The 24,909-nt window shown below is 72.0% G+C and carries 25 protein-coding genes and 1 tRNA gene; 11 read left to right on the top strand and 15 right to left on the bottom strand.

All coding sequences use genetic code 11. The features are described 5' to 3' along the window. Nucleotides 1-101: 101 nt before the first annotated feature. The gene (locus K4G59_RS20430; RefSeq protein ID WP_231250327.1) at nt 102-554 is read right to left on the bottom strand and encodes a cell division protein CrgA; all 453 of its coding nucleotides are present in this window, start codon (nt 552-554) and stop codon (nt 102-104) included. Between the two features lie 95 nt (nt 555-649). Between K4G59_RS20430 and K4G59_RS07405 the strand changes: the two genes are divergently transcribed. Continuing rightward, entirely contained in the window at nt 650-1,402 is a 753-nt protein-coding gene (locus K4G59_RS07405) for a DUF881 domain-containing protein (RefSeq protein WP_231250326.1), read from the top strand. A 13-nt stretch (nt 1,403-1,415) separates the two neighbouring features. Here K4G59_RS07405 and pknB read toward each other — a convergent pair whose 3' ends face one another. Genes pknB through K4G59_RS07370 form a run of 7 tightly spaced genes read right to left on the bottom strand, consistent with a single transcriptional unit; the run spans nt 1,416 to nt 10,011 of the window. Then, complete coding sequence (gene pknB / locus K4G59_RS07400; RefSeq protein WP_231250325.1) at nt 1,416-3,233, bottom strand: Stk1 family PASTA domain-containing Ser/Thr kinase; 1,818 nt, start codon at nt 3,231-3,233, stop codon at nt 1,416-1,418. Then, the gene (locus tag K4G59_RS07395) at nt 3,230-4,705 is read right to left on the bottom strand and encodes a serine/threonine protein kinase (protein ID WP_231250324.1); all 1,476 of its coding nucleotides are present in this window, start codon (nt 4,703-4,705) and stop codon (nt 3,230-3,232) included. Before K4G59_RS07395 ends, pknB begins: the two co-directional genes overlap by 4 nt. Then, nucleotides 4,702-6,162: a peptidoglycan D,D-transpeptidase FtsI family protein gene (locus tag K4G59_RS07390; protein ID WP_231250323.1), complete on the bottom strand. Its 1,461-nt coding sequence runs from the start codon at nt 6,160-6,162 to the stop codon at nt 4,702-4,704. The genes K4G59_RS07395 and K4G59_RS07390 overlap by 4 nt, the downstream gene beginning before the upstream one ends. After that, a complete protein-coding gene (locus tag K4G59_RS07385; protein ID WP_231250322.1) occupies nt 6,159-7,562 on the bottom strand; it encodes an FtsW/RodA/SpoVE family cell cycle protein in 1,404 nt (467 codons plus the stop codon). The genes K4G59_RS07390 and K4G59_RS07385 overlap by 4 nt, the downstream gene beginning before the upstream one ends. 13 nt (nt 7,563-7,575) lie before the next feature. Further along, nucleotides 7,576-8,823: a PP2C family protein-serine/threonine phosphatase gene (locus tag K4G59_RS07380; RefSeq protein ID WP_231250321.1), complete on the bottom strand. Its 1,248-nt coding sequence runs from the start codon at nt 8,821-8,823 to the stop codon at nt 7,576-7,578. Beyond that, on the bottom strand, nt 8,823-9,302 hold the full coding sequence (locus tag K4G59_RS07375) for an FHA domain-containing protein FhaB/FipA (RefSeq protein WP_231250320.1): 480 nt from the start codon (nt 9,300-9,302) through the stop codon (nt 8,823-8,825). Before K4G59_RS07375 ends, K4G59_RS07380 begins: the two co-directional genes overlap by 1 nt. Then, on the bottom strand, nt 9,295-10,011 hold the full coding sequence (locus tag K4G59_RS07370) for an FHA domain-containing protein (protein ID WP_224277758.1): 717 nt from the start codon (nt 10,009-10,011) through the stop codon (nt 9,295-9,297). The genes K4G59_RS07375 and K4G59_RS07370 overlap by 8 nt, the downstream gene beginning before the upstream one ends. Nucleotides 10,012-10,221: 210 nt before the next feature. Here K4G59_RS07370 and K4G59_RS07365 point away from each other — a divergent pair. From K4G59_RS07365 to K4G59_RS07350, 4 genes are all read left to right on the top strand, one after another. Then, nucleotides 10,222-10,307, top strand: a tRNA-Leu gene (locus K4G59_RS07365). Nucleotides 10,308-10,370: 63 nt separating this feature from the next. Next, nucleotides 10,371-10,676: a hypothetical protein gene (locus K4G59_RS07360; protein WP_231250319.1), complete on the top strand. Its 306-nt coding sequence runs from the start codon at nt 10,371-10,373 to the stop codon at nt 10,674-10,676. A 107-nt stretch (nt 10,677-10,783) separates the two neighbouring features. After that, complete coding sequence (locus K4G59_RS07355) at nt 10,784-11,425, top strand: nitroreductase family protein (protein ID WP_231250318.1); 642 nt, start codon at nt 10,784-10,786, stop codon at nt 11,423-11,425. Between the two features lie 44 nt (nt 11,426-11,469). Next, nucleotides 11,470-11,946 (top strand): glutathione peroxidase, encoded by a 477-nt coding sequence (locus K4G59_RS07350; RefSeq protein WP_231250317.1) that lies wholly within the window; start codon nt 11,470-11,472, stop codon nt 11,944-11,946. Between the two features lie 4 nt (nt 11,947-11,950). On the opposite strand, the gene K4G59_RS07345 is transcribed toward K4G59_RS07350, so the two are convergent. The 5 genes from K4G59_RS07345 to K4G59_RS07325 form a co-directional block, all read right to left on the bottom strand. Further along, a complete protein-coding gene (locus K4G59_RS07345; protein ID WP_231250316.1) occupies nt 11,951-13,213 on the bottom strand; it encodes a glutathionylspermidine synthase family protein in 1,263 nt (420 codons plus the stop codon). A gap of 13 nt (nt 13,214-13,226) precedes the next feature. Beyond that, nucleotides 13,227-13,685 (bottom strand): DUF350 domain-containing protein, encoded by a 459-nt coding sequence (locus K4G59_RS07340; RefSeq protein WP_231250315.1) that lies wholly within the window; start codon nt 13,683-13,685, stop codon nt 13,227-13,229. 49 nt (nt 13,686-13,734) lie between these two features. Continuing rightward, nucleotides 13,735-14,121 (bottom strand): hypothetical protein, encoded by a 387-nt coding sequence (locus K4G59_RS07335; RefSeq protein WP_231250314.1) that lies wholly within the window; start codon nt 14,119-14,121, stop codon nt 13,735-13,737. Further along, nucleotides 14,118-14,699, bottom strand: coding sequence for a potassium channel family protein (locus K4G59_RS07330; protein ID WP_231250313.1), 582 nt, complete (start codon nt 14,697-14,699; stop codon nt 14,118-14,120). Before K4G59_RS07330 ends, K4G59_RS07335 begins: the two co-directional genes overlap by 4 nt. Nucleotides 14,700-14,776: 77 nt before the next feature. Then, nucleotides 14,777-15,055, bottom strand: coding sequence for a GNAT family N-acetyltransferase (locus tag K4G59_RS07325; protein WP_231250312.1), 279 nt, complete (start codon nt 15,053-15,055; stop codon nt 14,777-14,779). Nucleotides 15,056-15,115: 60 nt separating this feature from the next. On the opposite strand from K4G59_RS07325, the gene K4G59_RS07320 reads away from it, so the two are divergent. After that, a complete protein-coding gene (locus tag K4G59_RS07320) occupies nt 15,116-16,495 on the top strand; it encodes an NAD-dependent malic enzyme (protein WP_231250311.1) in 1,380 nt (459 codons plus the stop codon). Here the strand turns inward: K4G59_RS07320 and K4G59_RS07315 are convergent, their stop codons facing one another. Next, on the bottom strand, nt 16,496-18,607 hold the full coding sequence (locus K4G59_RS07315; RefSeq protein WP_231250310.1) for an MMPL family transporter: 2,112 nt from the start codon (nt 18,605-18,607) through the stop codon (nt 16,496-16,498). Nucleotides 18,608-18,760: 153 nt separating this feature from the next. Here K4G59_RS07315 and K4G59_RS07310 point away from each other — a divergent pair, with 153 nt between their 5' ends. Further along, complete coding sequence (locus K4G59_RS07310; protein ID WP_231250309.1) at nt 18,761-19,246, top strand: MarR family winged helix-turn-helix transcriptional regulator; 486 nt, start codon at nt 18,761-18,763, stop codon at nt 19,244-19,246. Nucleotides 19,247-19,253: 7 nt separating this feature from the next. Here the strand turns inward: K4G59_RS07310 and ppgK are convergent, their stop codons facing one another. Next, a complete protein-coding gene (gene ppgK, locus K4G59_RS07305; protein WP_231250308.1) occupies nt 19,254-20,009 on the bottom strand; it encodes a polyphosphate--glucose phosphotransferase in 756 nt (251 codons plus the stop codon). 152 nt (nt 20,010-20,161) lie between these two features. Between ppgK and K4G59_RS19975 the strand changes: the two genes are divergently transcribed. The 4 genes from K4G59_RS19975 to K4G59_RS07280 are packed head-to-tail and all read left to right on the top strand — an operon-like array spanning nt 20,162 to nt 24,881. Next, on the top strand, nt 20,162-21,634 hold the full coding sequence (locus K4G59_RS19975) for a fatty acid desaturase (protein WP_269209791.1): 1,473 nt from the start codon (nt 20,162-20,164) through the stop codon (nt 21,632-21,634). A 47-nt stretch (nt 21,635-21,681) separates the two neighbouring features. Continuing rightward, the gene (locus K4G59_RS07290; RefSeq protein WP_231250307.1) at nt 21,682-22,245 is read left to right on the top strand and encodes a TetR/AcrR family transcriptional regulator; all 564 of its coding nucleotides are present in this window, start codon (nt 21,682-21,684) and stop codon (nt 22,243-22,245) included. A 16-nt stretch (nt 22,246-22,261) separates the two neighbouring features. Then, on the top strand, nt 22,262-23,656 hold the full coding sequence (locus tag K4G59_RS07285) for an MFS transporter (protein ID WP_231250306.1): 1,395 nt from the start codon (nt 22,262-22,264) through the stop codon (nt 23,654-23,656). Nucleotides 23,657-23,666: 10 nt separating this feature from the next. Beyond that, nucleotides 23,667-24,881, top strand: a complete 1,215-nt coding sequence (locus K4G59_RS07280) for a M15 family metallopeptidase (protein ID WP_231250305.1) — start codon at nt 23,667-23,669, stop codon at nt 24,879-24,881. Nucleotides 24,882-24,909: the final 28 nt, after the last annotated feature.

The following is a 24,909-nucleotide window of genomic DNA, read 5'->3' as shown; positions in this document are numbered from 1 at the left end:
AAATCGACTCGAGCGGTGAGAGAGACGCCTTCCCTTCCCCAGGAAGGCGCCTCACTCACCGCTCGAGGCGCGGGGCCCGTGCTACCGGGCCGAAGGAGAACCTACTCCCACTTGGTCGCGAAGCTGAAGCCGACTGCCATGAAGGCGATGCCGACGACCAGGTTCCACTGCCCGAGGTCGTTCATGACCCACAGGCTGGAGAGGTCGTTGGAGAAGACGTAGAAGGTGCAGATCCAGATCAGCCCGACCAGGAAGCAGCCCAGCATGCCGACCACGACGCCTCGGCCGCGGCCGAGGGGGGTCGAGGGGTGTGCGGACACCATGAGGCCGAGCATGAGCAGGCCGAAGCCGATGGCGTAGTTCCACCTCCCGAGGTCGGCGATGGCCTTGGGCGAGCCCTCGACGGGCGGGAAGGCGAGCGGGTTGCCGCGGGGGCCGACGTAGTAGTAGACGATCCAGCCGATGCCGGCGACGACCAGGAGGAGACTGATCAGGAACCTGGGGGTGACGAGCGAGCGCTTCTCCCCGGTGGTGACCGTCGTGGACTTCGACACTACTGCTCCTGTGGCTTGGCTGATGCGGTTCGTCGGCGTACGTCGACGCCTCGCCGAGGCGGTGTAGCACCCGACGGGGGGTTAGCGTAGTCGGCATGTCGCCCCAGTCACACGTGCGCCCCGCACGCCACCGCCTCTGGCGGGTGGCGACGCCGGTGGTGGTGCTGCTGAGCGGCGTGCTCTTCGCGGTGAGCGCGGAGCAGAGCGACGGCCTCGACCTGCGCGGTGGCCGCCTCACCGATCTCGCCTCCGTGGTGCGCGCCGAGCGCGACGAGACCGGCGACCTCACCGAGCGGGTCGCGGCACTCAACGCCGAGGTCGAGGCGCTCAGCACCCAGCTCGGCGACCGGTCGGTCGGCCGGGTGCAGGACGAGATCGCCACGCTCGTCGACCCGGCCGGGCTGACGGAGAAGACGGGGGCGGCCGTCCAGGTCACCCTCGACGACGCCACGATCGAGGCGCGCGGAGCCTACGAAGGCAACCCCAACGACCTCGTCGTGCACCAGCAGGACATCCAGGCGGTGGCCAACGCGATGTGGAGCGCCGGCGCGACGGCGGTGACGATCCAGGGCCAGCGGCTGATCTCGACGACCGGCATCAAGTGCGAGGGCAGCCAGGTGACCCTCCATGGACTTCCCTACTCCCCGCCGTACGTCATCGTGGGCATCGGGGACCAGACGGCGATCGAGACCGAGCTGGTCACGGACCCCGTCATCGCCGCCTACCGCGACGACACCCAGATCGCCGGGGGCGGCGTCTTCTGGGACATGACCGCGCTCGACTCGGCGGTTGCTCCTGCCTACACCGGGCTGCTCGACCTCACCTACGCGACGGCCGTCGACGGCTGAGGGCCGCACCCGATCAGTCGCGCGAGACCCGTCCGGAAGGCGTGGTCGGCGTCTCGGTGGGCACCGGCGTCTCGGTCGGGGTCTCGGTGGGCGTCTCGGTGGGCACCGGCGTCTCGGTCGGGGTCTCCGTGGGCGTCTCGGTCGGCTCCTCGAAGGCGGAGACGAAGATCGTCACGGTGCTGCCCTGGTCGAGCGTGCCGTCGACGGGGATCTGGTCGACGACCGTGCCCTTCGGCTCGGTGGATGCCGGGTCGGTGCGCACGTCGGCGACGAAGCCGGCCTCGCGGATCGCCCGCTCGGCCTGACGCTGCTGCAGGCCGCGGACGTCCGGCACCTGCTCGGGGCCGTCGGAGAACACGACCGTGATCGCGGTGTTCTCGCCCACCGAGGTGCCGGCGGCGGGCTCGGTGCGCAGGACCTCGTTGCGGTCCTCGTCGGAGTCCTCGGCCTGGAAGCGGACCCGCAGGCCCAACGCGATGAGCTGGGCCCGGGCGTCGGCGCGGAGGCTGCCGACCACGTTGGGCACCTCGACCTCGGGCTGCCCGAGGGAGAGCACGAAGTCGACCGAGGTGCCGGGGTCGACGAAGACGTCACGGTTGGGTCGCTGCTCGATGACCCGGTCGGCCTCGACGGTCTCGGAGGTCTCCCGGGTGACCCGGCCGACCCGGAGTCCGGCATCGGCGATCGCCAGCCGGGCCTCGTCGTCGGTCAGCCCGACCAGGTTGGGGACGGGGTCGCGCTCGGGCGCGTCCTCGAAGAGCACCCCGTTGAGCAGGTAGGCGCCGAAGCCGAGGAGGAGCACGAGGAGGAGCCCGCCCAGCACCCACCACGCCGTACGCCCGCCGGACGACTGCTGCTCCTGGCCCTGCCGGGGCGGCGGCGCGGCGGTCATCGTGGTGGTAGCGTCCGCGGGCGGTGCCGCGGGGACGTACTGGGTGTCGGCCGCGGCGGGAAGGACCGCGGGCGCCTGGATCGGGTGGCCGGACAGGTAGCGCTCGATGTCGGCCTTCATCGCCGCGGCGCTCTGGTAGCGGTCCTCGACCCGCTTGGCCAGCGACTTCATCACGATCGCATCGATCTCGGGGTCGAGCTGGTCGTCGAGGTCCGACGGCGGGGAGGCCGGCTCGCGGACGTGCTGGTAGGCCACGGCCACCGGGCTGTCGCCGACGAACGGTGGGCGGCCGGTGAGGAGCTCGTAGAGCATGCAGCCGGTGGAGTAGACGTCCGAGCGCGAGTCGACGGTCTCGCCGCGGGCCTGCTCGGGGGAGAGGTATTGAGCGGTGCCCACCACGGCCGCGGTCTGGGTCATCGTGGAGGAGGCGTCGGAGATCGCGCGCGCGATGCCGAAGTCCATCACCTTGACGTCACCGGACGGGGTGAGCATCACGTTGCCGGGCTTGATGTCGCGGTGGATGATCCCCGCGCGGTGGCTGTAGTCGAGAGCGGACAGCACGCCGGCGGTGATCTCGAGAGCCCGCTCGGGCAGGATCTTGCGCCCCTCGCGCAGGATGTCGCGTAGCGTGCGTCCCTCGATGCACTCCATGACGATGTAGGGCTGGGCGACGCCCGAGCCGTCGGTGGCCATCTCCTCGCCGGTGTCGTAGGTCGAGACGATGGCCGGGTGGTTCAGGGACGCCGAGGACTGGGCCTCGCGACGGAACCGCGCCTGGAAGGTGGCGTCGCTGGCCAGGTCGGTGCGCAGCCGCTTGACCGCGACCGTGCGGCCCAGGCGCTGGTCCTTGCCCTTGCGGACCTCAGCCATGCCCCCGCGGCCGAGCAGCTCACCGAGCTCGTAGCGGCCGCCGATCAGCGTCGGCTCCGGCTGCGTCATCCCTCGTCGCCCTCTCCGTCGTCCTGCTTCTGCTGGCCCGGCGGCACCTTCGCCCAGTAGCTCACCGTCACCGTGTCGCCCTCCTGGAGGGTGCCGCTCGGCTCCACCGAGGCCACGATGCCCTCGGGCTGGTCGCCGGGGTTCTCCAGCTCCACCGGCGTCGGCTCGAGGCCGAGGTCGCGCAGCTCCTTCTCCACGTCCTTGCGGTCGCGCCCGACAAAGGCCGCCGGATCGACCTCGACGGTCGCAGGCTCCGGCGACTCCGTCTCGCTCGGGGTCTCCGTGGGCGTCTCGGTCGGAGTCTCCGTCGGAGTCTCGGTCGCGGTCTCCGTGGGCGTCTCGGTCGGCGTCTGCGACGGCTCGGACGTCTGCGAGGGGGTGTCGGTCCGGTCAGGACCGGGGTCGGTGTCCTCGCGGGTGCCGAGCCACACGGCCAGCAGCACCGCCGCGAGCACGGCGGCGATGCCGAGCAGCAGCGGCCATGGCACCGGCGTACTCCGTCGGTCAGGAGTGGGGGCGGGAGCGGGGGCAGGAGCAGAGGCGGCGGGCGCGGCGGGCGCCACGGCTGGCATCACCTGCGTCGAGGAGCCGGCCGGCGGCACCACGGCCGGCGCGACCACGGTCGCCGCCCCGGCGGGCTCACGCAGCGCGCGGGCGAGCTCGGCCCCGTCGGCGTAGCGGTCCTCGGGCGCCTTGGACAGCGCACGGCGTACGACGGCAGCGAGGTCGCCAGGGACCGAGGCGGGCAGGTCGGGCACCGGGCTGCGCAGGTGGGCGATCGCCGTGGCCACGGCGCTGTCGGCGACGAAGGGCTTGCGTCCGGCCAGGCACTCGAAGGCGACCACGCCGAGGGAGTAGACGTCGGAGGCGGCGCTCGCTGTGCCGCCCTCGGCCTGCTCGGGGGAGATGTAGGCGGGCGTGCCCATCACCTCGCCGGTCCTGGTCAGCGCCATGCCCTCGGCGGCGCGCGCGATGCCGAAGTCGGTGACCTTGACCCGGCGGTCGGGCGTGACGAGGAGGTTGGCGGGCTTGACGTCGCGGTGCACGATGCCCGCGGCGTGGGCGACGCCGAGCGCGACGGCGGCCTGGGCGAGGAGGTCCTGCGCGGCCGCGGGGTCGAGGGGGGCGTCGGGACGCAGCAGCGCGGAGAGCGGCTGGCCCTCGACGAGCTCCATCACGAGGTAGGGGCGCGGGGTCGCCGAGCCGTCGTCGAGGGAGCTCTCGCCGTAGTCGAAGACCGACGCGATGCCCGGGTGGTGGAGCGCTGCGGCGTGGCGGGCCTCGGTCTCGAAGCGGGTGCGGAAGAGCGCGTCGTCGGCGTACTCGGTCTTGAGCACCTTCACCGCGACGGCGCGGTCGAGCACGGTGTCGCGTGCCGACCAGACCTCGCCCATGCCGCCGGTCGCGATGCGGGACTCGAGGACGTAGCGGCGGGCGTCGTCGACGTGGGCGCCCGGGGCCAGGGTGGTCACCGGTTGATCACCGCCTCCATGACCGCCTTGGCGATCGGTCCGCCAAGGGCGCCGCCGCCGATCTCGTCGGGCGAGGTGTCGCTGGACTGCACGAGCACCGCGACCGCGACCTTCGGGTCGTTGGCCGGGGCGAAGGAGACGAACCAGGCGTAGGGCGGGCGGTCGGCGGTCGACTGCGCCGTGCCGGTCTTGCCGGCGACCTCGACGCCCGGGATCTGCGCGGGGGTGGCGGTGCCGGAGTCGACCGTGGCGACCAGCATCCGCGTCAGCTCGTCCGCGGTGGTGCTGGAGATCGCCTTGCTGATGGTCTCGGGGTCGGTGCGGTCGAGGACCGACAGGTTGGGCGCGCGGACCTCGTCGACGACGTAGGGCCGCATGACGTCACCGTCGTTGGCGATGGCGGCCGCCACCATGGCCATCTGCAGCGGGGTGGCGGTGACGCTGGACTGGCCGATGCCGGACATCGCGGTCTGCGGTGCGTCCATGTCCCGCGGGTAGAGCGACTGCGCCTGTCCCGCCAGGTCCTCCAGCGAGGTGCCGTTGAAGCCGAACGCCTCGGCCTGCTCGGCCATCGCCTCGGTGCCGAGCTCGTTGGCGAGGCTCAGGAAGGTGACGTTGCAGGACACCTGCAGCGCCTGGGTCATCGTGATCCGGCGCCCGCCGCAGTTGCCGCCGTCGTAGTTGCCGATGGTGGTCGACGACTGGGGCAGCTGGTAGCGGAAGCCCCCGGGCACCATCGAGTCGGCGTCGTAGTTGCCCGACTCGATCGCGGCCGCCGCGGTGACGAGCTTGAAGGTCGACCCCGGAGGCAGGGTGGTGCCGATCGTGCGGTTGATCAGCGGCTCGCGCGGGTCGTCGTTGAGGCGTTCGCTCGCCTCGCTCACCGCACCGAAGTCGTGCGAGGCCAGGACATTGGGGTCGTAGCTCGGCGTCGATGCCATCGCCAGGACCCGGCCGGTCGTCGGCTCGAGGGCGACCACCGCACCCTGGGCCTCGCCCGGGAGCGCCTCGAGGCCGTTCCACGCAGCGTCCTGCGCGGCCGCGTCGAGGGTCAGCTGGACGTTGCCGCCCTTGGGGTCGCCGTTGCTGAGCATGTCGACGAGGCGCGTCACGAACAGGCGCGAGTCGTCGCCGGAGAGGACCGGGTTCTGGGAACGCTCGACGCCGGTCTGGCTGAAGTAGGCGAAGTAGCCGGTGACAGGGGCGTACTTGAAGGGCTCGGAGTAGGTCCGCTGGAAGCGGTACTTGTCGTTGGACGACACGCTGCGCGCGATCGCGTCGTCGCCCACCAGGATCGCCCCGCGCTCGCGCGAGTAGGTCGCGGTGAGGATGCGGCGGTTGCGCGGGTCCTCCGACAGCTCGCCGGCGCGGACGTACATCAGGTAGGTCGAGTTGACCAGCAGCGCCATGAAGAGGACGAGGCAGAAGACCGCGACGACACGGATGGGCTTGTTCACCGCAGCTTCACCACCTGGGTGTGCTCGCTGTCGGCGGCCGACTCGTCGACCGGGTCCAGGCGCGGGGCCGGGCGCCGGGCCTGGTCGGAGATGCGCAGCAGGAGGGCGATGACCACCCAGTTGGCGACCAGCGAGGAGCCTCCGTAGGACAGGAACGGGGTGGTGAGGCCGGTCAACGGGATGAGGCCCGTGACGCCACCGATGACGACGAAGACCTGGAGGGCGAAGATCGCGCCGAGGCCCACGGCCATCAGCTTGCCGAAGCCGTCGCGGGAGATCAGCGCGATGCGCAGCGCGCGCTCGACGATCAGGCCGTAGCAGAGCACGATCGCCATGACCGCGGTCAGGCCGAGCTCCTCACCGATCGTGGAGACGATGAAGTCGGAGTAGGCGAAGGGCACGCGCTCGGGGAAGCCGTCTCCGAACCCGCGGCCGATCAGCCCGCCCCACCCCTGCCCGAAGAGCGCCTCGACGAGCTGGAAGCTGCCGGGCGAGTCGTCGTAGTAGTCGAGCGGGTCCAGCCAGAAGTTGAAGCGGTTCTGCACGTTGCCGACGAAGGTGTACGCCGCCAGCGCACCGGCAGCGAACAGGGCCGCTCCCACGACCAGCCAGCCGGGCCGCTCGGTGGCGACGTAGAGCATGGCCAGGAAGAGGCCGAAGAACAGCAGCGAGGAGCCCAGGTCGTTCTGGAGGACCAGGATCATCATCGAGATGCCGAACATCGCCATGATCGGGCCCAGGTCGCGCCCGCGCGGGAGGTCGACGAAGACCACGCGCCGGCCCGCCAGCGCGAGGGCGTCGCGGTGCAGGACGAGGTAGCCGGAGAAGGCGATCACCAGCATCACCTTCGCCACCTCGCCCGGCTGGAAGCTGAAGCCGGCGACGTTGATCCAGATGCGGGCACCGTTGATCTCGCGGCCGATCAGCGGGAGGAACGGCAGGACGAGCAGCACGATGCCGGTCAGGCCGGCGGTGTAGGTGAAGCGCTGGAGCACGCGGTGGTCGCGCATGAGCACCAGCGTGACGATGAAGAGCACGACGCCGAGGGTCATCCACACCAGCTGCTGGCGGGCGAAGGTGTGCGGGTCGTCGAGCGCCTCGTAGGTGATGTCGAGGCGGCGGAGGATGGCCAGGCCGAACCCGTTGAGCGCGGCCACCAGCGGCAGCAGCACCGGGTCGGCGTACGGCGCGACGATGCGCACCGTCACGTGGGCGGCGACGATCAGCGCGGTGAGCCAGCCGCCGTAGCCGACGATGTCGGCCGGCACCTGGCCCTCGAGGCCCAGGCCGACGGCGGCGTAGGCGCCGATGCCGACCGCGAGGGCGAGGACGAGCAGGAACAGCTCCGCGCCCCGGCGGCGCCGGTGCACGAAGCCCATCAGGGTCCCGGTCTGGCTCATCGCAGCACCCTCGTCACTCTGAGTCGACGTCCTGGCGCGCGGCATAGTTGTCGACGGTCATCCGCGCCTCCTCCAGGTCGTCGGCCTCGATGCCCTCGCGCACCGTCTCGGCGTCGATGTCGCTGAGGCGGGTGAGCTCGACGTCGGTGAGCTCGTAGGGGTGGGAGAGCGAGAGTCCGGGCAGGTCGGCGTCGATGCCGCGGAAGATCGCGACCCTGCCGTCCTGCTCGGCGACGTAGAACTGCTGCTGGCTCCACGACCAGCCGGCCGCGAGGACGACCCACGTGATGCCGAGCAGGACCGCGGCGACCAGCAGGCGGCGCAACCAGCCGTAGCGGCCCGGGTCGCGCGGGGCGTAGCGGACGGCCTCGGGGTCGATCGGGTCGGCGGGGAACGCGCCCTCGGGCACGTCGGCCGGGATGGGAGCGATCTCGCCGGTGTCGCCGGAGCGGTGGCCGCGGAACAGCCCGCCGACGGCGCCGCCGAGCGGCATCCGGCGGGGCAGGTCGGCCGCCGCACCCACGAGCAAGGGGGCCAGGTCGTCGGGCGGCGGCTCCTCGGAGACGTCGGCGACGATGCAGGTGACGTTGTCGGTGCTGCCGGCCTCCAGGCTCGCACGGACGAGCTCGACCGCGGCGAAGTCGGGGGTGCCGGTGGAGAGGATGTCGGCCATCCGCTCGGGGCTCAGCGTGCCGCACGCGCCGTCACTGCACACGAAGACGCGGTCGCCGGGCTCGGCGGGGACCTCGAACAGGTCGGGCTCCTCGTGGCGGATGCCGTCGAGCGCCTTGAGGATGAGGTTGCGGTGCGGGTGGGTCCGCGACTGCTCCTCGGTGATGCGGCCCTCGTCGATGAGGGACTGCACGAAGGTGTGGTCGTGGGTGAGCTGGCGCAGCTCGCCGCCGCGGTAGAGGTAGGCACGGCTGTCGCCGATGTGGCCGATGCCGAAGCGGGTGCCGTCGAAGAGCGCGACGGTCGCGGTGGTGGAGGTGCCGTTGAGGTCGGGGTCCTCCTCGACGAGCTCGCCGATCCGGTCGTCCGCGCGGTGCACCGCACCGGCGACCTGGCCGAGGATGTCGTCGTCAGGCTCCTGGTCGAGCTTGCGCAGCGCCTGCACGGCAGTGCTCGAGGCGAGGTCGCCGCGCACCGCGCCGCCGACGCCGTCGCAGACCGTCAACAGCCACGGGCCGGCGTAGCCGCTGTCCTGGTTCTCACGGCGTACGCGCCCGACGTCGGAGATCGCGGAGTAGTGGAGGTACATCACTTGCGCAGCTCCAGGATCGTCTTGCCGACCCGCACCTGCACGCCGACGCCGATGGTGGTGGGCTGGGTGATGCGCACCGGACCGACGTAGGTGCCGTTGGTGGAGCCGAGGTCCTCCACGAACCACTCGTCGCCGCTGGCCGCGACGCGGGCGTGGCGGGTGGAGACGTAGTCGTCATCGAGCTTGATCGCGGCGTCGCTGCCGCGTCCGATCAGCAGCGGGGCGTCGGCGAGCTCGGCGCGGGTGCCGGGGTTGTCGCCCTCGACGACCAGCAGGTGTGTGGGGGCACCGCGCCGCGGCTTCTTCGGCTTGCCGTTGCCCTTGCGACCCGTCGGGGCCGGGCCGCCGCCGCGGGCCGTCTCGGGCACCCGGGCGCCGAACATGTCGGAGCGGATCACCGAGATCGCCGACAGCACGAAGATCCACAGGATGGCCAGGAAGGCCACGCGGACCAGGAAGAGGGTCAGCTCAGACATTCCAGCCCCCGGCCTCGTCGCGTCCGCCGTCGATGCGGACGGTCATCTCGGTGTGCCCGATCTTGATCGTGGAGCCGTCGCGCAGGCGCGCCCGCGCGACCTTCGTCCCGTCGACCAGGATGCCGTTGGTCGAGCCCAGGTCGACCGCCTCGACGCCGTCGATGCTCACCTCGAGCTCGAGGTGGCGCCGGCTCACGCCGGGGTCGTTGATCCGCAGGTCGGCCTCGGTGCCGCGACCGATGACCAGCCCGGGCGGTCGCAGCGGGTGGCGGGTGCCGTTGACCTCGAGCGTGGCGTGGGAGGAACGCGTACGGGTGCGCTGGTCGTTGTCGGTGACGCTCGCCTGCGCCTTGCTGCGGATCCGGAAGCGGCCGGTCGTCAGGTCGTCGGCGGACTCGAACGCGATGCTGACGGGGCCGGTGAAGACGTAGCCCTGCGCGTCGGCGTGGTCCTGGAGCTGGTCGACGAGGTCCTGCTCGAGGGCGCGGCCGAGGCCGACGATCCGCTCGAGGTCGGACGCCGAGAGCTCGACGTGGAAGTCGTTGGGCACCAGCCGGCGCTGGCGGCTGAGCACCTGTGCGTTGTTGTCGCACTCGCGCTGGAGCGCCGCGGCGATCTCGACCGGCTGCACGGCGCTGCGGAAGGCGCGGGCGAAGACGCCGGAGATGACCGACTCGAGCCGCTGCTCGAACCTCTGGAGCGCATTCACCTCGGACCTCCTCTCCTCGCGCTGGCGTCACGTCGTTGTGCTGGGCAGGCTTCACGCACCGCCCGATCGGTGCCGCCGAGCGTACCGGCCGGTCGCCGCCGTGCACGGGTGCCGCCCCGCCGGAGGGGTGACCGTGCCGAGCACGTCGCCCGGCCGCCCGGCCGATTGGGAGCGTGCCTCAGCCTTGGGGTAGCCTTCCCTCTGCTTCACGCGCGAGTGGCGGAACGGCAGACGCGCTGCGTTCAGGTCGCAGTGTCCGAAAGGGCGTGGGGGTTCAAATCCCCCCTCGCGCACCAGAGCACCTCGAAGGCCCCGGACCCCGGTCCGGGGCCTTCGTCGTCGTCGGGCATGCTCGAGAGGTGGCCGAACCCGATGACTCCCCGGCCGAGGACGAGAAGTGGCTCGTCGTCGACGGCCGGCGCTGGCGGCGTACGGACCCGGCGATCCCGGCCGACGAGCTGGCCCGACTGAAGTCGCACCTGGGCCGGGGCAGGTCCGGCGTCCGCACCGCGCGCGACGACGCCGAGCTGGCGGCCACCCGGCACCGGACGCAGCTGGCCAAGACCGGGCTCGGCGAGCGGGGCCCGAAGTGGTGGGAGCAGACCGACGCGGAGCGGCGCGAGCGGTGGGAGTCCGCACTGCGCGAGCTCGACGCCCTCGACTGAGCCGCAGACACGCAGGCGTTGGTCCGTCCCGAGCGTCATCGGCACGCTTGATCCTCAGGTGCCCGGCCGACCAATGTCCGCGTGTCTGCGCCGGACATACTCGCCCCATGAGCGACGACCCGCGCGCCCCCCAGCCCGGCGCCGAGCACCTCGCCGAACCGCTGCGCTCGCGCTGGAGCCCGAGCGTGTACGACGCCGCGCACCGGCTGGGCGCGGACGAGGTCGAGACCCTCCTGCGGGCCGCCCAGTGGGCGCCGAGCAAGGGCAACACCCAGCCATGGGCGCTCATCGTCTGCGTGCCCGGCACCCCCGGGCACGACCGCTTGGTCGCGAGCCTGAGCCGCGGCAACGCCGGCTGGGTGCCGCGGGCGTCCGTCGTCTTCCTCACCGTCGCGCACGTGCGGGACGGTGACGGCCCCGATGCGCCGGAGCACAGCGACCTCGCGCTCTACGACGTCGGCCAGGCCGCGGCCCATCTCACCCTCCAGGCACGCGCGATGGGGTTGCACGCCCACCAGTTCGCGGGCTTCGACCACGACGCGCTGGCCGACGCGCTCGGCGTACCGTCCTCCCACCAGCTGCTCACCGGCATCGCCGTCGGCGTGCCGGGCGACGCACGCGAGGTCGACGAGCGCACCGCCGCCCGCGACCACCGCGACCGCACGCGCAGGCCGCTGTCGGAGTGGGCCTTCGCGGGACGCTTCGGCGAGCCGTACGAGACGGACGGCACACCCGGGACCACTCCCTGAACGAGCCGCCCGGCCGGTTGGCGAGGGTTTGGCAGACTCGCGGCATGACTTCTCTCTCCGACTTCTCGGCGCCTGCCATCGACGGCACGGACACGGACCTCTCGCAGTACGACGGCAAGGTCGTGCTGGTCGTCAACACCGCCTCCCAGTGCGGGTTCACCGGTCAGTACAAGGGCCTCCAGCAGCTGCAGGACACCTACGCCGACCAGGGCCTGGTCGTGCTCGGCTTCCCGTGCGACCAGTTCGGCAACCAGGAGCCCGGCAGCGAGGAGGAGATCTCGGACTTCTGCGAGAAGAACTTCGGCGTGACCTTCCCGCTGTTCTCCAAGGTCGACGTCAACGGCGACGACGCCCACCCGCTCTTCGACTGGCTCAAGGACTCCAAGGGAGGCCTGCTCGGCTCGAAGATCAAGTGGAACTTCACCAAGTTCCTCGTCGGCCGCGACGGCCAGGTCATCGACCGCTTCGCGCCGACCACGGAGCCGGAGAAGCTGAGCAAGGACATCGAGAAGGCGCTGTGAGGCCCTAGAGGGTCGGCGCGTCGGGGCCGACCCGCTCGGCCAGCCACTCCGCGACCTGGGCCTCGGTCGGCGCCAGCCCGTCGGATATGACGTGCGGGGCGACGCGGGAGAAGTAGTCGGTGACCATGGAGTCCGACTCCCGCACCAGCATCCCGGCGGCCTCGCCGCCCACGATCCACGAGCCCAGCACGACCCGGTTGCCCTCGAAGCTCGGCAGCTCGGTGTAGGCCTGGTAGACCCAGCCCTCGGCGCCGTAGCCGCCGGGCATCACCACGTCCTCGAGCATGTCGTCGAGGTGGATGCGGATGTTGTCACCCTCGCGCCCGTGCAGCGGCTTGGCGACCCAGCGCTCGAGCTCGCGCGGCTCGTCGAAGTACGCCGGCAGCAGCAGGCGGTGGCGCGGGAAGAGCTCCCACAGCACCGGCAGCAGCGCCTTGGTGCTGAGCAGCACCTTCCAGGCCGGCTCGATCCACTTCGTGGGTCGCGCCTCGGCCCGGTCGACGATGAAGCGGCCGAACGGCTCGGCGAGCATCTCCTCCCAGGCGTAGAGCTTGAAGGCGTTGCGCAGCGGCTCGTCGTGGACGTCGCGGTACTCGCGGGCGTCGGGGTTCCAGCCGACCTCGGCCACCGGGTGGGCCAGGGCGAGCCAGCCGGCCTGGACGGCGGTGTCCATCAGGTAGTGGCAGGTCATCTCCATCTCGCCGCCGTCGTAGGCGTCCTCCTCGCCGAGGTCGTAGAGGAAGTGCATCCGGTCGCCGTCGAAGCGTCCCGAGCGCCGCAGCGTGCGCCAGCCGTCGACGAGGCGGTCGTGGACGGAGTTCCACTGGTCCATCTCCGGCATCACGTCCTCCATCCAGTTCCACTGGACGATGCCGGTCTCCACGAGGCCGGTGGGGGTGTCACCGTTGATCTCGAGCATCTTGATGGAGCCGTCGGCGCCGTAGGCGAGGTCGAAGCGGGCGTAGAGCGCCGGGTCGCCGGCCTCGATGGAGCGGCGTACGACGTCGAGCGATCCGGGCGGCAGCCCCAGCCGCTCGTCGGTCATCGTGGTGGCCATGTGGGAGACGGCCTGCAGGCACATCGCCCACAGCTCCTCGGTGGCGGTCTCGAGGGCCTCCACCTCCTCCATGGTCACCTCGTACCAGGCGTCCTCGTTCCAGTAGGGGAGCTCGGAGCCGTCGGGCATCTTGGTCACGGGGAAGACGAGGCCCTGCTCGACGACCTTCTCGCGCCAGCCCTCACGGGCCTTCGAGCGGTGGCGCCACATCAGGCGATGCCCGTCACGCGATGCTGGCGCAGACGATGGCGCCGACCGACAGCGCGACCGCAGCGGCGACGTAGGCCAGCGGGCGCACCGGGCCGGGGTCGGTGACGATGCGACGCAGGTCGCCCGGCGTGATCGCCTCGACGGCGAAGAACATCACCGTGTTGAGGATGATGCCGAGCGCGCCGAAGGAGACCGTCCAGCCCAGCGCCCAGCCCAGTGACGTCTCGCCGTTGGTCCAGATCGCGGTGAAGAGGACGGCGGCGTTGGAGACCAGCCACGCCGAGGTGACGACGCCGGCCGAGCGCGAGTGCGCGTGGACCGACTCGTTGCCGTTCTCGTCGACGCCACGCAGGTGCGTGCCGAGGTGTCCGGGGGTGGCGAGGTCGAGGACGTAGTAGGCCACGACGAGCATCACCCCGCCGACGACGGCGTAGGCGACGGCGTGGAGCAGGGCGGTGAGCAGGTCGGTCACGGGGTCTCCTGGGAGGCGGGCGTGGAAGGGGGAGGTCGGGAGGTGCTCGTCAGCCGAAGCCGCGCGAGCTGCCGCCGAAGCCACCCTTGGTGGTGCTGGACTTGACGGTGGAGCCGCCCGTCGTCGGCAGGCCGCCGCGGTCGACGCGGCCGTTGAGGGTGCTGCCGTTGAAGGTGCCGCCGGACGTCGTCTGGCCGATGGCGGGCACGCGCGAGCCGGCGCCGAGGTAGTACCAGAAGAAGCCAGACCCGGTGCCGTTGTAGTCGCGGTCGTCGTCGCACTCGTCGTCGTCGACGCGCTCCTGCGTCTCCGGGTCGACGCACACGGCGGCGTAGTCGGCGCTGGAGGAGCATCCGGTGAGGCTGGAGGCCATGAGCGCGGTGATGCCGAGCGAGATGCCGGTCGAGCGCATGCGGCGGCGTACGGGCGTGGTCATCGGGTCCCTCCCGGGTCCGGCTGCGACGGGTCCTGCGGGAACGTGGGCCGGAACATCGCGAGCATCTGCTCGGCGACGTCGACGTGGGCGGCGTCGGCCGCCTCGTGCTCCGCGAGCCGCTCGTCGAGCCACTCGCGTCCGTGCTGGACCTCCAGGGCGGCGAGCGTGAGGTGCTCGAGGCGGTCGATGCGCTCGTGGACGTCCTCGAGGACGGTCGCCACGGCGAGCGACTCCTTGTCGAAGACGAGGTTGGCGATGACGTGGCCGATCGCGATCGGCACCAGCACGAGCATCGACACGATGAGGACGGCGCCGACGGCGCGACCGGTGGTGGAGGCGGGGTAGAAGTCGCCGTAGCCGACGGTCGATCCGGTCACGATCCCCCACCACAGGCCCTCGATCGGACCCTTGTCCTCCAGCACGGCGTAGGTCAGCGAGCAGGCGACCCAGATCGCCACGATCGCCAGCACCAGCAGGTGCGGCGCGTTGACGAGGGCCTGCAGGGGGCGGGTGAGGAACCCCAGCCGCCGCGCGACGACCGCGTCGGCCTCGTCGACCTCTGTGGACAGCTCGGACAAGTGATCCCCCGTTCCCCTGTGCTCCTCGCGGGACTATAGGGCTTCCCCGTCCCGCGCGGCCGAAACGTCGCGCGCCCTCAGCGCACGAGGTCGGCGTAGTCCGGGTGCTTGTCGACGTACGCCGCCACGTAGGGGCACGTCGGCACGACGCGCAGGCCCCGGGAGCGGGCGTCGTCGAGCGCCCCGCGGGTGAGGCGGGCGGCGTACCCCTGGCCTCCGAAGGCCTCGGGGACCTCCGTGTGCACGAGGGTGATCACGTCGTCGGCGAGGCGGTAGTCGATGAGGCCGACCAGCTCGTCACCGGCACGCAGCTCGTAGCGGCTGCGGTCGGGGGCGTCGGCGAACACTGTGTCCACAACGCGAGCGTAGCCGCAGGTGACTTGTGCGTAACCCCGGCGGAGGTGGAAGGTCAGCGCATGGCAGCAACCGCGTCGTCGTACTCGATCACCATGCGGTTGCACACCGCTCCCGACCACCACGTCGTCGGGACCGTCGCCACGTCGATCGCCAAGGGCGGTGGGGTGGTCACCGCGATCGACGTCACCGAGTCGCGCCACGACCGGCTCGTGGTCGACGTGACCTGCTCGGCCGCGGACGCCGACCACTCCCTCGAGCTCGTCGCCGCGGTGGACGCGGTCCAGGGGGTCACCGTCCACAAGGTCAGCGACCGGACGTTCCTGCTGCACCTCGGCGGCAAGATCGAGGTGTCGTCCAAGGTGCCGCTGCGCACCCGCGACGACCTGTCGATGGCCTACACCCCCGGCGTCGGACGCGTGTCGATGGCGATCCACGACAACCCCGAGGACGTCCGCAAGCTCACCATCAAGGGCAACTCCGTCGCCGTGGTCACCGACGGCTCCGCCGTGCTGGGCCTCGGCAACATCGGCCCCGGCGCCGCGCTGCCGGTGATGGAGGGCAAGGCCGCGCTGTTCAAGCGCTTCGCCGGCATCGACGCCTGGCCGATCTGCCTGGCCACCCAGGACACCGACGAGATCGTGCGCGCGGTCGAGATGATCGCCCCCGGCTTCGGCGGCATCAACCTCGAGGACATCGCCGCGCCGCGCTGCTTCGAGATCGAGGCGCGCCTGCGCGAGTCGCTCGACATCCCGGTCTTCCACGACGACCAGCACGGCACCGCGATCGTGGTGCTGGCCGCGCTGACCAACGCGCTGCGGTGCGTGGAGAAGCAGCTCGCCGACGTGCGGATCGTGGTCTCGGGCGCCGGTGCTGCGGGCACCGCCATCGTCACCCTGCTCCTCGCCGCGGGAGCCACGGACGTCGTGGTCGTCGACCGCGAGGGAGCCCTGGCCACGGGCGACGAGTCCCTGTCGGCGGCCCACCGTGAGCTCGCCGCCGCGACCAACCCGCGTCGCGCGATGGGGTCCCTGGAGGACGTGCTGGTCGGCGCCGACGTGTTCATCGGCGTCTCCGCGCCCGGGATCCTCGAGGCCGGGTGGATCCCGACCATGGCCGAGTCCCCGGTCGTCTTCGCGCTCGCCAACCCCGATCCGGAGATCGACCCGGCCGAGGCCGACAAGTACGCCGCCGTGGTGGCCTCGGGGCGCTCGGACTACCCCAACCAGATCAACAACGTGCTCGCCTTCCCCGGTGTCTTCCGCGGCCTGCTCGACGCCAGCGCCCACGAGGTCACCATCGACATGCTGTTGCGTGCCGCCCAGGCCATCGCCGACACGGTCAGCGAGGAGGAGCTGCACGCCGCCTTCATCATCCCGAGCGTGTTCCACCCCGACGTGACCAAGCGGGTGGCCGCCGCGATCAGCGGTCGCGAGGGCTGATCACGCGTCCCCGGTCACCTTCCGGGGCCACCAGAACTTCTCGCCCAGCGTGAGCGCGAGCGCCGGCACCAGCACCGTGCGTACGACGAGCGTGTCGAGCAGCACGCCGACGAAGATGATCGCGCCGAGCTGCGCCAGCACCACGAGCGGCAGCACGCCGAGGACGGCGAACACCGCGGCGAGCAGGATGCCGGCGCTGGTGATGACGCCGCCGGTGGCGGTCAGCGCGCGCAGCATGCCGTTGCGGGTGCCGTGCTCGCGCGCCTCCTCCCGCGCCCGGGTGACCAGGAAGATGTTGTAGTCGACGCCGAGCGCGACGAGGAACAGGAAGGCCAGCAGCGGCACCCCGGTGTCCATCGCCTCGAAGCCGAAGACGCCCTGGAAGAGCCACCAGGACGCGCCCATCGCGGCGGCGTACGTCGCCAGCACGGTCGCCACGAGCAGCAGCGGCGCCACGACCGAGCGCAGCAGCAGGAGCAGCGCGCCCAGCACCAGCAGCAGGATCAACGGCAGGATCAGCAGCCGGTCGCTGGCGGCGTAGTCCTTGGCGTCCAGCGCCTCGGCGTCGCCACCCCCGACGTGGGTGTCGTCGAAGTCGGCCACGGCGGCGCGCACGTCGAGCACGACGTCGCGCGCGGCGTCGCTGCCGGGCGCCGCATCAGGTACGGCGTCGATGCGGGCGATGCCGTCGCCGGTGGTCGTGATTTGCGCGGAGTCCACGCCCTCGACGACCTCGACCGCACCGAGCACCTGCTCGGGGGTGTCGCGGGTGAGGACCTGGACCGGGTCGCTGGTGCCGGCCGGGAACGACTCCCCGAGCCGGTCCGCCGCCGAGATGGCCTCGGGGCGCTGCAGGAACTGGTCGGCCGGGTCGAGACCCGTCGTGATCGAGGTCGTGCCGATCGCGAGCAGCGCGAGGGCGGCGACCGTGCCGGCGACGAAGGTGCGCGGTCGCTCGGCCACAGCGTCGCCGACGCGGCGCCACACCCCGCGGGAGTCGACCAGCACGGCGTCGCCCACGCGGGGCACCTTGGGCCAGAAGACCCAGCGGCCGAAGAGCACCAGCGCGGCCGGCAGCACGACGAGCGCGAAGGTCGCGGCGATCACGACACCGACGGCACAGGCCAGGCCGAGGCCGCGGGTGGTCGGGATCGCGGAGAGCAGGAGGGTGAGCAGGCCGAGCACGACCGTCGTGGAGCTCGACACGACCGCCTCGGTGGTGCGGGCGAGGGCGTGGGCCATCGCCTCGTGGCGCGAGTCGGTGGTCTTGAGCTCGTCGCGGTAGCGCGAGATGAGCAGCAGCGCGTAGTCGGTGCCGGCACCGAAGACGAGCACGCTCAGGATGCCCACCGTCGACTCGTCCCAGGCGACCCCCGTCACCTCGAGGACGTTGGTGGCGACGATGGCGGCGAAGCGGTCGGCGATGCCGACCACGGCCAGGGGCACCAGCCACAGCACGGGGCTGCGGTAGGTGATGATGAGCAGGATCGCCACGATGCCGGCGGTGGCGAGCAGCAGCCGGAGGTCGGCGCCGTCGAAGACCTGGCCGATGTCGGCCTGGATGCCGGCCGGACCGGTCACCTCCACCGTGACCCCGTCGGGGGCGTCGTCGCGCAGGTCCTCGCGGAGCTGCTCCACGCGGTCGATGTTGTCGGTCGCCGACGTCGAGGTGACGGGCACGGCGACGAACGCGGCGGTGCCGTCCTCGGCCACGACGACCGGTGACCGGGGCGCGCCCCCGCTGTCCGACGTACCCGGCGGGGGTCCGCCCTGCTCACCCTCGGGCGAGCCCTGGCCGCCCGCCTGCGACAGCAGCGCGACGCCCTGCTGGGCGAGCTCGTCCTGGACGGCCTGGTCGAGCTCGCCGGAGTCGGCGGTCCACAGCACGATGGCGACCTGGCCCTCGTCCTCGGGGAGCTGGTCGGCCAGCTCGACGGCGAGCGTGCTGTCCGCGCCCACGGGCAGGGTGTCGGTGGCGGAGCCCTCGCGGTCGCCCTCAGGGACCATCGCGATGACCGCGAGCGCCATGAGGAGCGGGATCAGGGCGACGACCCAGGCGAGCCGCCGGCCGGCGATGGCCCTGGCCAGGGCAGGGGTTCGGTGTGCGGACACGATGCTCCTCGAGAGGCGAAGATCGGGCGACCGACGTCACTAGTCGGGGTTGTTGCTAACCAAGTTACTTATCAAGTTAGCGGTAGAATGTTTAGAGTGGCAAGTACGACGCCTCCCCGGCGCCGGACCGACAGCGACGCAGTGAGGACAGGCGTGAGCGACCAGCAGGACGCACCCGAGGCCCCGCCGTGGGTGGCGCGCGGCCAGGAGCGGCAGCAGCCGCCGACGCTGCTCGCCCTACGCGACCTCGTCGCCGCCGGGGGCCGGGTCAACCACACCGTCGCGCGGCGCGCCGGCCTGAGCGAGAGCGAGCTGGTCACCCTCGAGCACCTGACCCGCGAGCAGATCGGGCCCGCCGAGGTGGCGCGCCGGCTCGAGGTCTCCACGGCTGCCGCCACGGGCATCGTCGACCGGCTGGTCTCGCGCGGGCACGTCGAGCGGCGACCGCACGAGGTCGACCGCCGGCGCACCGACCTGCACATCACCGACTCGGGCCGCAGCGAGATCGTCGGGCACCTGATGCCGATGTTCAGCGCGCTCGACCGTCACGACGCCTCCTTCACCGAGGCGGAGAAAGCGGTCGTCGAGCGCTACCTGCGCGGCGCGGCCGCGGCCCTCGAGGAAGTCCTGGAGGGCTGAGCCGGGCTCAGTCCGAGAAGCCCGCCTTGCGCTGGGCCACCAGCGCGGCTCCGACGATGCCGGCGCGGTTCTGCAGGCTGGCGGGGATGATCTCGGTCTCGATCTCGATGAGGTGGCCGAACTTCTCCCACGACTTGCTCACCCCGCCGCCGACGACGAAGAGGTCGGGGCTGAAGAGCCGCTCGACGTGGCGGAAGTAGCGCGTCAGGCGCTGTGACCACTCCTCCCACGACAGGCCCTCGCGCTCGCGCGCGCTCGTGGCGGTGGTGACCTCGGCGACGGCGCCGTCGAGCTCGAGGTGGCCGAGCTCGGTGTTGGGGACCAGCTCGCCGTCCCAGATCATCGCCGAGCCGATGCCGGTGCCGAGCGTGATGACGAGGACCTGCCCGCGGCGGCCGCGCGCGGCGCCGTACTCGGACTCCGCCAGCCCGGCGGCGTCGGCGTCGTTGACGACGTGGACCTCACGGCCCAGCGCCTCGGTGAAGATCGCGTCGGCGTCCTCGCCGACCCACGACTTGTCGATGTTGGCCGCGGAGTGGACGAACCCGTGTCGCACGATGCCCGGGACGGTCACGCCGACCGGGCTGCCCGAGGCGGGGAAGCTGCCGACGATGGCGCGGAAGACCTCCGCCACGGCGTCGGGTGTCGCGGGGCGCGGGGTGTCGATGCGGACGCGGTCGTGCACGAAGTCGCCGCGCTCGAGGTCGACGGGGGCTCCCTTGATGCCCGTGCCGCCGAAGTCGATGCCGAAGGGGTGCTCCATGGGCACCAACCTATCGCCCGCGCTCCGCGCATGTGACGCGGGCAACACCCCACGAGACATCGCTCGCGCTGTCATTGACAGAAGTCTGACTCTTGTCAAAGCACTTTACAGATCGTATGGTCCTGTAAACCCCACGGCAGGAGATCAGGCAGATGGCTGGACATCCCACCCGACTCGCTCCCAGCGGCACGGTGCCCGAGGGCACGACCGAGCTCTGGAGGGACCGCAAGCGCTACCTGTGGCTCATCGGCCTGGTGGTGCCCAGCCTCGCCTTCGTCGCCTTCGGCGGGTACGCCGCGACCGGCTGGGGCGTGTGGTTCTGGATCGGCCCCATCGTGATCCTCGGCGTCGTGCCGGCGATCGACCTGATCGCGGGCCTCGACCGGTCCAACCCGCCCGACGACGTCATCGAGGCGCTGGAGCAGGACCGCTACTACCGCTGGATCACCTACCTCTTCCTGCCCATCCAGTACGCCGGGTTCCTCGGCGCGATGGCCGTGGTCGGGGGCTGGGACGCGTTCGGCGTACTGGCCGACCAGCCCCTCGCGCTCCTCGACAAGATCGGCCTGGCGATCTCGATCGGCTGCATCGGTGGCATCGGCATCAACACCGCCCACGAGCTCGGCCACAAGAAGGAGGCCAACGAGCGCTGGCTGTCCAAGATCGCGCTCGCGCAGGTCTTCTACGGTCACTTCTACATCGAGCACAACCGTGGCCACCACGTCCGGGTCGCCACCCCCGAGGACCCCGCGAGCGCCCGGCTGGGCGAGAGCTTCTACCAGTTCTGGCCGCGCACGGTCGGCGGGTCGTTGACGTCGGCCTGGCGCCTGGAGAAGCGCCGGCTGGCCCGGCGCAAGCAGAGCCCGTGGCGCCTCGACAACGACGTGCTCAACGCCTGGCTCATGTCGGTGGTGCTCTGGGCGGGGGTCGTCGCAGCGTTCGGCATCGAGGTGCTGCCGTTCCTCGTGGTCCAGGCGGTCGTCGGGTTCTCGCTCCTCGAGGTCGTCAACTTCATGGAGCACTACGGGATGCTGCGCCAGAAGGTCGGCGAGGGTGAGCGCCGCCGCTACGAGCGGGTGCTGCCGAGCCACAGCTGGAACTCCAACAACATCGCGACCAACGTCCTGCTCTACCACCTGCAGCGCCACAGCGACCACCACGCCAACCCGACCCGGCGCTACCAGACGCTGCGCGACTTCGAGGAGAGCCCGACGCTGCCCACCGGCTACGCCGGGATGATCGTGCTGGCCATCGTGCCGGCCGTCTGGCGGCGCGTGATGGACCAGCGGGTCGTCGACCACTTCGGCGGCGACGTGTCGCTGGCCAACATCAGCCCGCGCAAGCGGGAGGAGTACCTCGCCAGGTACGACGCTGCCGGCCACGCAGCCGCGGCCGCCGCGGCCCGGACCGCGCAGGGGTACCTGCCCGGCGCCGTCGCCGAGGTGCTGGCCGCGCGGTGTCCCGGGTGTGAGTACGTCTACGAGGTGGCCGCGGGCGACGAGCACGAGGGCTTCGCCGCCGGCACCGCGTGGGCCGACATCCCGGCCGACTGGTGCTGCCCGGACTGCGGCGTGCGCGAGAAGGTCGACTTCGTGCCGTGCGAGCCCGAGCGGTCGGTGGCCTGAGCGGCGCGGCACCGCACCCGGGGAGGCGGCCTCCTAGACTCGTGGCCATGCCCGAGACGACCCGCGACCGGATCGTCTCGGCGGCCGTGGCGATGACCACCTCCTCGGGCTGGGCCTCGGTGACCATGGCCCGCCTCGCCCAGGAGGCCGGAGTGAGCCGGCAGACGGTCTACAACGAGGTGGGGTCCAAGCCGGCCCTCGCCGAGACGATGATCCTCGAGGAGCTCGCCCGCTTCCTGCGGGTGGTCGAGGAGGCCTTCGACGCCGAGCCGGCCGACCTGACGCGTGCGATCGAGCGCGCGGTGTCCGACGTGCTCACCTACGCCCGCGCCAACCCGCTCCTGCACGCCGTCGTCAGTGCCACCCACGGCGCCGACACCGAGCTGCTGCCGCTGCTGACGACGAACGCCGGCTCGCTCCTCGGCGTCGCCAAGGAGGTCATCAGCGCCCGCGTGGTGCCGTACGCCCCCGGGATCGGTGCCTCCCACCTCGACCCGGCCATCGACATGGTCGTGCGCGTGGTGCTCAGCCACGTCATGCAGCCCTCGGGCTCGCCTGAGCAGACCGGGGCCGACATCGCCTGGCTGGCCGGGCGGGTCCTCGCGACCTGAGCCCTACCCTTGCCGGGTGAGCGCCGTCGCCTGGGGTACGCCGAGCGCGCGGGGCGTCGTCGCTGCCGCGACCCTCGGATCGGGGATGACCCTGCTCGACGGCACGGTCGTCAACGTCGCACTGCGCACGATGGGCGAGGACCTCGACGCCTCGCTGTCGCAGCTGCAGTGGATCACCAACGGATACCTGCTCTCGCTGGCCTCGCTGATCCTGCTGGGCGGCTCGCTGGGCGACCGGCTCGGCCGGCGCCGCGTCTTCGTCATCGGCACGGTCTGGTTCGCGCTGGCCTCACTGCTGTGCGGCCTCGCCCCGACGGCCGAGGTGCTGGTCGTGGCGCGGGTGCTGCAGGGGGTCGGCGGCGCGCTGCTCACCCCCGGCAGCCTCGCGATGATCCAGGGCGCCTTCCGCGCCGAGGACCGCAGCCGGGCGATCGGCGCCTGGTCCGGACTCGGAGGCATCGCCGCCGCGCTCGGTCCGCTCGTCGGTGGGCTGCTCGTCGACCACGCGTCGTGGCGGTGGATCTTCCTCATCAACCTGCCGCTCGCCGCACTCACGGTGTGGCTGGCGCTGCGCTGGGTGCCGGAGACCCGCGACCCTCGTGCGCACGGCCGCTTCGACGTGCCGGGCGCGGTGCTCGCCTCGCTCGCGCTCGCCGGGACCACCTGGGCGCTCACCGACGCCGGGGGACCGGTGACGCCGTGGGCCGCGGCCCTCGGGCTGGCTGCGGCCGTGGCCTTCGTGGTCGTGGAGCGCAGGATCCGCGAGCCGATGGTCCCGCTGGGGCTCTTCGCCGACCGGACCTTCAGCGCCGCGAACCTCATGACCCTCCTCGTCTACGCCGCCCTCGGCGCGATCCTGTTCTTCCTCGTCCTCCAGCTGCAGACCGTGGGCGGCTACGGCGCCCTCGCGGCCGGGCTGGCGACGCTCCCGATCACCGCCTGCATGCTCTTCCTCGCCGCCCGCGGTGGCGCGCTCGGCGAGCGGATCGGGCCGCGCATCCCGATGACCTTCGGGCCGCTGGTGATGGCCGCCGGCACGCTCTGGCTGCTGGTGGTCGGGCCCGACGTCGTGTGGTGGCGCGACGTCGCCCCGGGCCTCACGGTCTTCGGCCTCGGCCTGGCGCTGATGGTCGCCCCGCTGACCGCGACCGTCCTCGCCGCGGCGCCCGACGAGGTGGCCGGCGTGGCGAGCGGGATCAACAACGCGGTCGCCCGCGCGGGATCCCTGCTCGCGGTCGCCGCACTGCCGATGGGCGTCGGCCTGGCCGGCGACGACTACCGCGACCCGGCGCGCTTCGACACGGCGTACGGCTCGGCGATGGTGGCCAGCGCGGCGCTGCTCGTCGTGGGCGGCGTGGTCTCGTGGCTCACCATCCCCGCTCGGGTCCGCAGACCTGCCCCTGCCGCCTAAGGTCTGTGGCATGTGCCGAGGACGGGGACTGCGGGGCGGCGCGGCAGCAGCCGTGCTGGTCCTGCTGCTCGGCGCCTGCAGCGAGGCCGGCAGCACCGGCGTACCGGAACCGGTGCCCTCCTCCGAGCCGTCCACCGAGCCCCCGCCGACGCCGGCCGTCCCGGTCGCCGACCCCGACCACGCCGTCGACCCGCCCGGCGAGCGCGACGGCCGGCTGTGGAGCGCCGACGTGCTGGTGCAGTGGGACCAGCCGCTGGACGACGCCCTGGTCGAGGAGATCGAGGCGCTCGACGGCGTCGCCCACACCGAGCGGATCGGGCTGGGACAGCTCAGCCTGGAGAACCGCGTGCTGACCGTCGCCTCGGTCGACCCCGGCGCCTACCGCCACTTCACCCGCGCCGAGGTGGCCGACTTCCAGGAGGCCTGGGACCGGGTGGCGGGCGGCGAGCTCGCGATCGACCGCGCGGTCGCCCGACGGCTCGCGGACGACGACGGGATGATCCGTCTCGGCAACGACGACGACGCCCCGACCCTGCACGTGGGTGCGTACACCCCCCAGATCCCGACGATCGACATGGTGGTCAACACCGCGTGGGCCGAGGACATCGAGATGGCCACCGACAACGGCCTGCTCATCTCCACCGACGACATCACGCCCGCCACGATCCGCAAGCCGCTCGAGCGCCTGGTCGGCGAGGACGTGTCGGTCCAGATGCTCGACGTCGCGTCGCGCATCGGCCTCGACCCCGACGCCAGGCTCACCGCGATCCCGACCGGTGGCACGCTGGGCAGCGTCGTCGGCACCTACCGCTACCGCGTGGTCGGTGGCGGCCGGATCGCGCCGGACCCCGCGTGGGTGGCGGCCAACATCCGCACCGAGGTGGTGCCGATCCTCGGCAGCGTCACATGTCACCGGGACCTCTTCCCGCAGCTGCGCGCCGCGCTGCTGGAGGTGCAGCAGCGCGGGCTCGCCGACGAGATCGACCCGGGGGAGTACGCCGGGTGCTACTACCCGCGCTTCATCGCCGACACCACGACCCTGTCCAACCACTCCTTCGGCCTGGCGCTGGACCTCAACGTGCCCGGCAACCTGCGCGGCACCGTCGGGGAGATCGACCGGGACGTGGTGGCGATCTTCAAGACGTGGGGCTTCGCCTGGGGAGGGGACTGGCGCTTCACCGACCCGATGCACTTCGAGCTCAGCGAGGTCAAGGCCGTCGGCTGAGGCTCCTGCGACCACGGCCCCCTAGGCT

The organism is Nocardioides furvisabuli, from assembly GCF_021083185.1.
GTDB lineage: Bacteria > Actinomycetota > Actinomycetes > Propionibacteriales > Nocardioidaceae > Nocardioides > Nocardioides furvisabuli.
The sequence above is the reverse complement of the archived record's forward strand: the minus strand, read 5'-3'. Positions and strand labels throughout refer to the sequence as shown.

Excerpts from the sequence above, each read along its gene's own strand:
- K4G59_RS07405 (WP_231250326.1), top strand. The coding sequence starts at position 650 with ATGTCGCCCCAGTCACACGTGCGCCCCGCACGCCACCGCCTCTGGCGG.
- pknB (WP_231250325.1), bottom strand. The coding sequence starts at position 3,233 with ATGACGCAGCCGGAGCCGACGCTGATCGGCGGCCGCTACGAGCTCGGT.
- K4G59_RS07385 (WP_231250322.1), bottom strand. The coding sequence starts at position 7,562 with ATGAGCCAGACCGGGACCCTGATGGGCTTCGTGCACCGGCGCCGCCGG.
- K4G59_RS07380 (WP_231250321.1), bottom strand. The coding sequence starts at position 8,823 with ATGTACCTCCACTACTCCGCGATCTCCGACGTCGGGCGCGTACGCCGT.
- K4G59_RS07375 (WP_231250320.1), bottom strand. The coding sequence starts at position 9,302 with ATGTCTGAGCTGACCCTCTTCCTGGTCCGCGTGGCCTTCCTGGCCATC.
- K4G59_RS07355 (WP_231250318.1), top strand. The coding sequence starts at position 10,784 with ATGAGCGACGACCCGCGCGCCCCCCAGCCCGGCGCCGAGCACCTCGCC.
- K4G59_RS07350 (WP_231250317.1), top strand. The coding sequence starts at position 11,470 with ATGACTTCTCTCTCCGACTTCTCGGCGCCTGCCATCGACGGCACGGAC.
- K4G59_RS07345 (WP_231250316.1), bottom strand. The coding sequence starts at position 13,213 with ATGTGGCGCCACCGCTCGAAGGCCCGTGAGGGCTGGCGCGAGAAGGTC.
- K4G59_RS07335 (WP_231250314.1), bottom strand. The coding sequence starts at position 14,121 with ATGACCACGCCCGTACGCCGCCGCATGCGCTCGACCGGCATCTCGCTC.
- K4G59_RS07320 (WP_231250311.1), top strand. The coding sequence starts at position 15,116 with ATGGCAGCAACCGCGTCGTCGTACTCGATCACCATGCGGTTGCACACC.
- ppgK (WP_231250308.1), bottom strand. The coding sequence starts at position 20,009 with ATGGAGCACCCCTTCGGCATCGACTTCGGCGGCACGGGCATCAAGGGA.
- K4G59_RS19975 (WP_269209791.1), top strand. The coding sequence starts at position 20,162 with ATGGCTGGACATCCCACCCGACTCGCTCCCAGCGGCACGGTGCCCGAG.
- K4G59_RS07290 (WP_231250307.1), top strand. The coding sequence starts at position 21,682 with ATGCCCGAGACGACCCGCGACCGGATCGTCTCGGCGGCCGTGGCGATG.
- K4G59_RS07280 (WP_231250305.1), top strand. The coding sequence starts at position 23,667 with ATGTGCCGAGGACGGGGACTGCGGGGCGGCGCGGCAGCAGCCGTGCTG.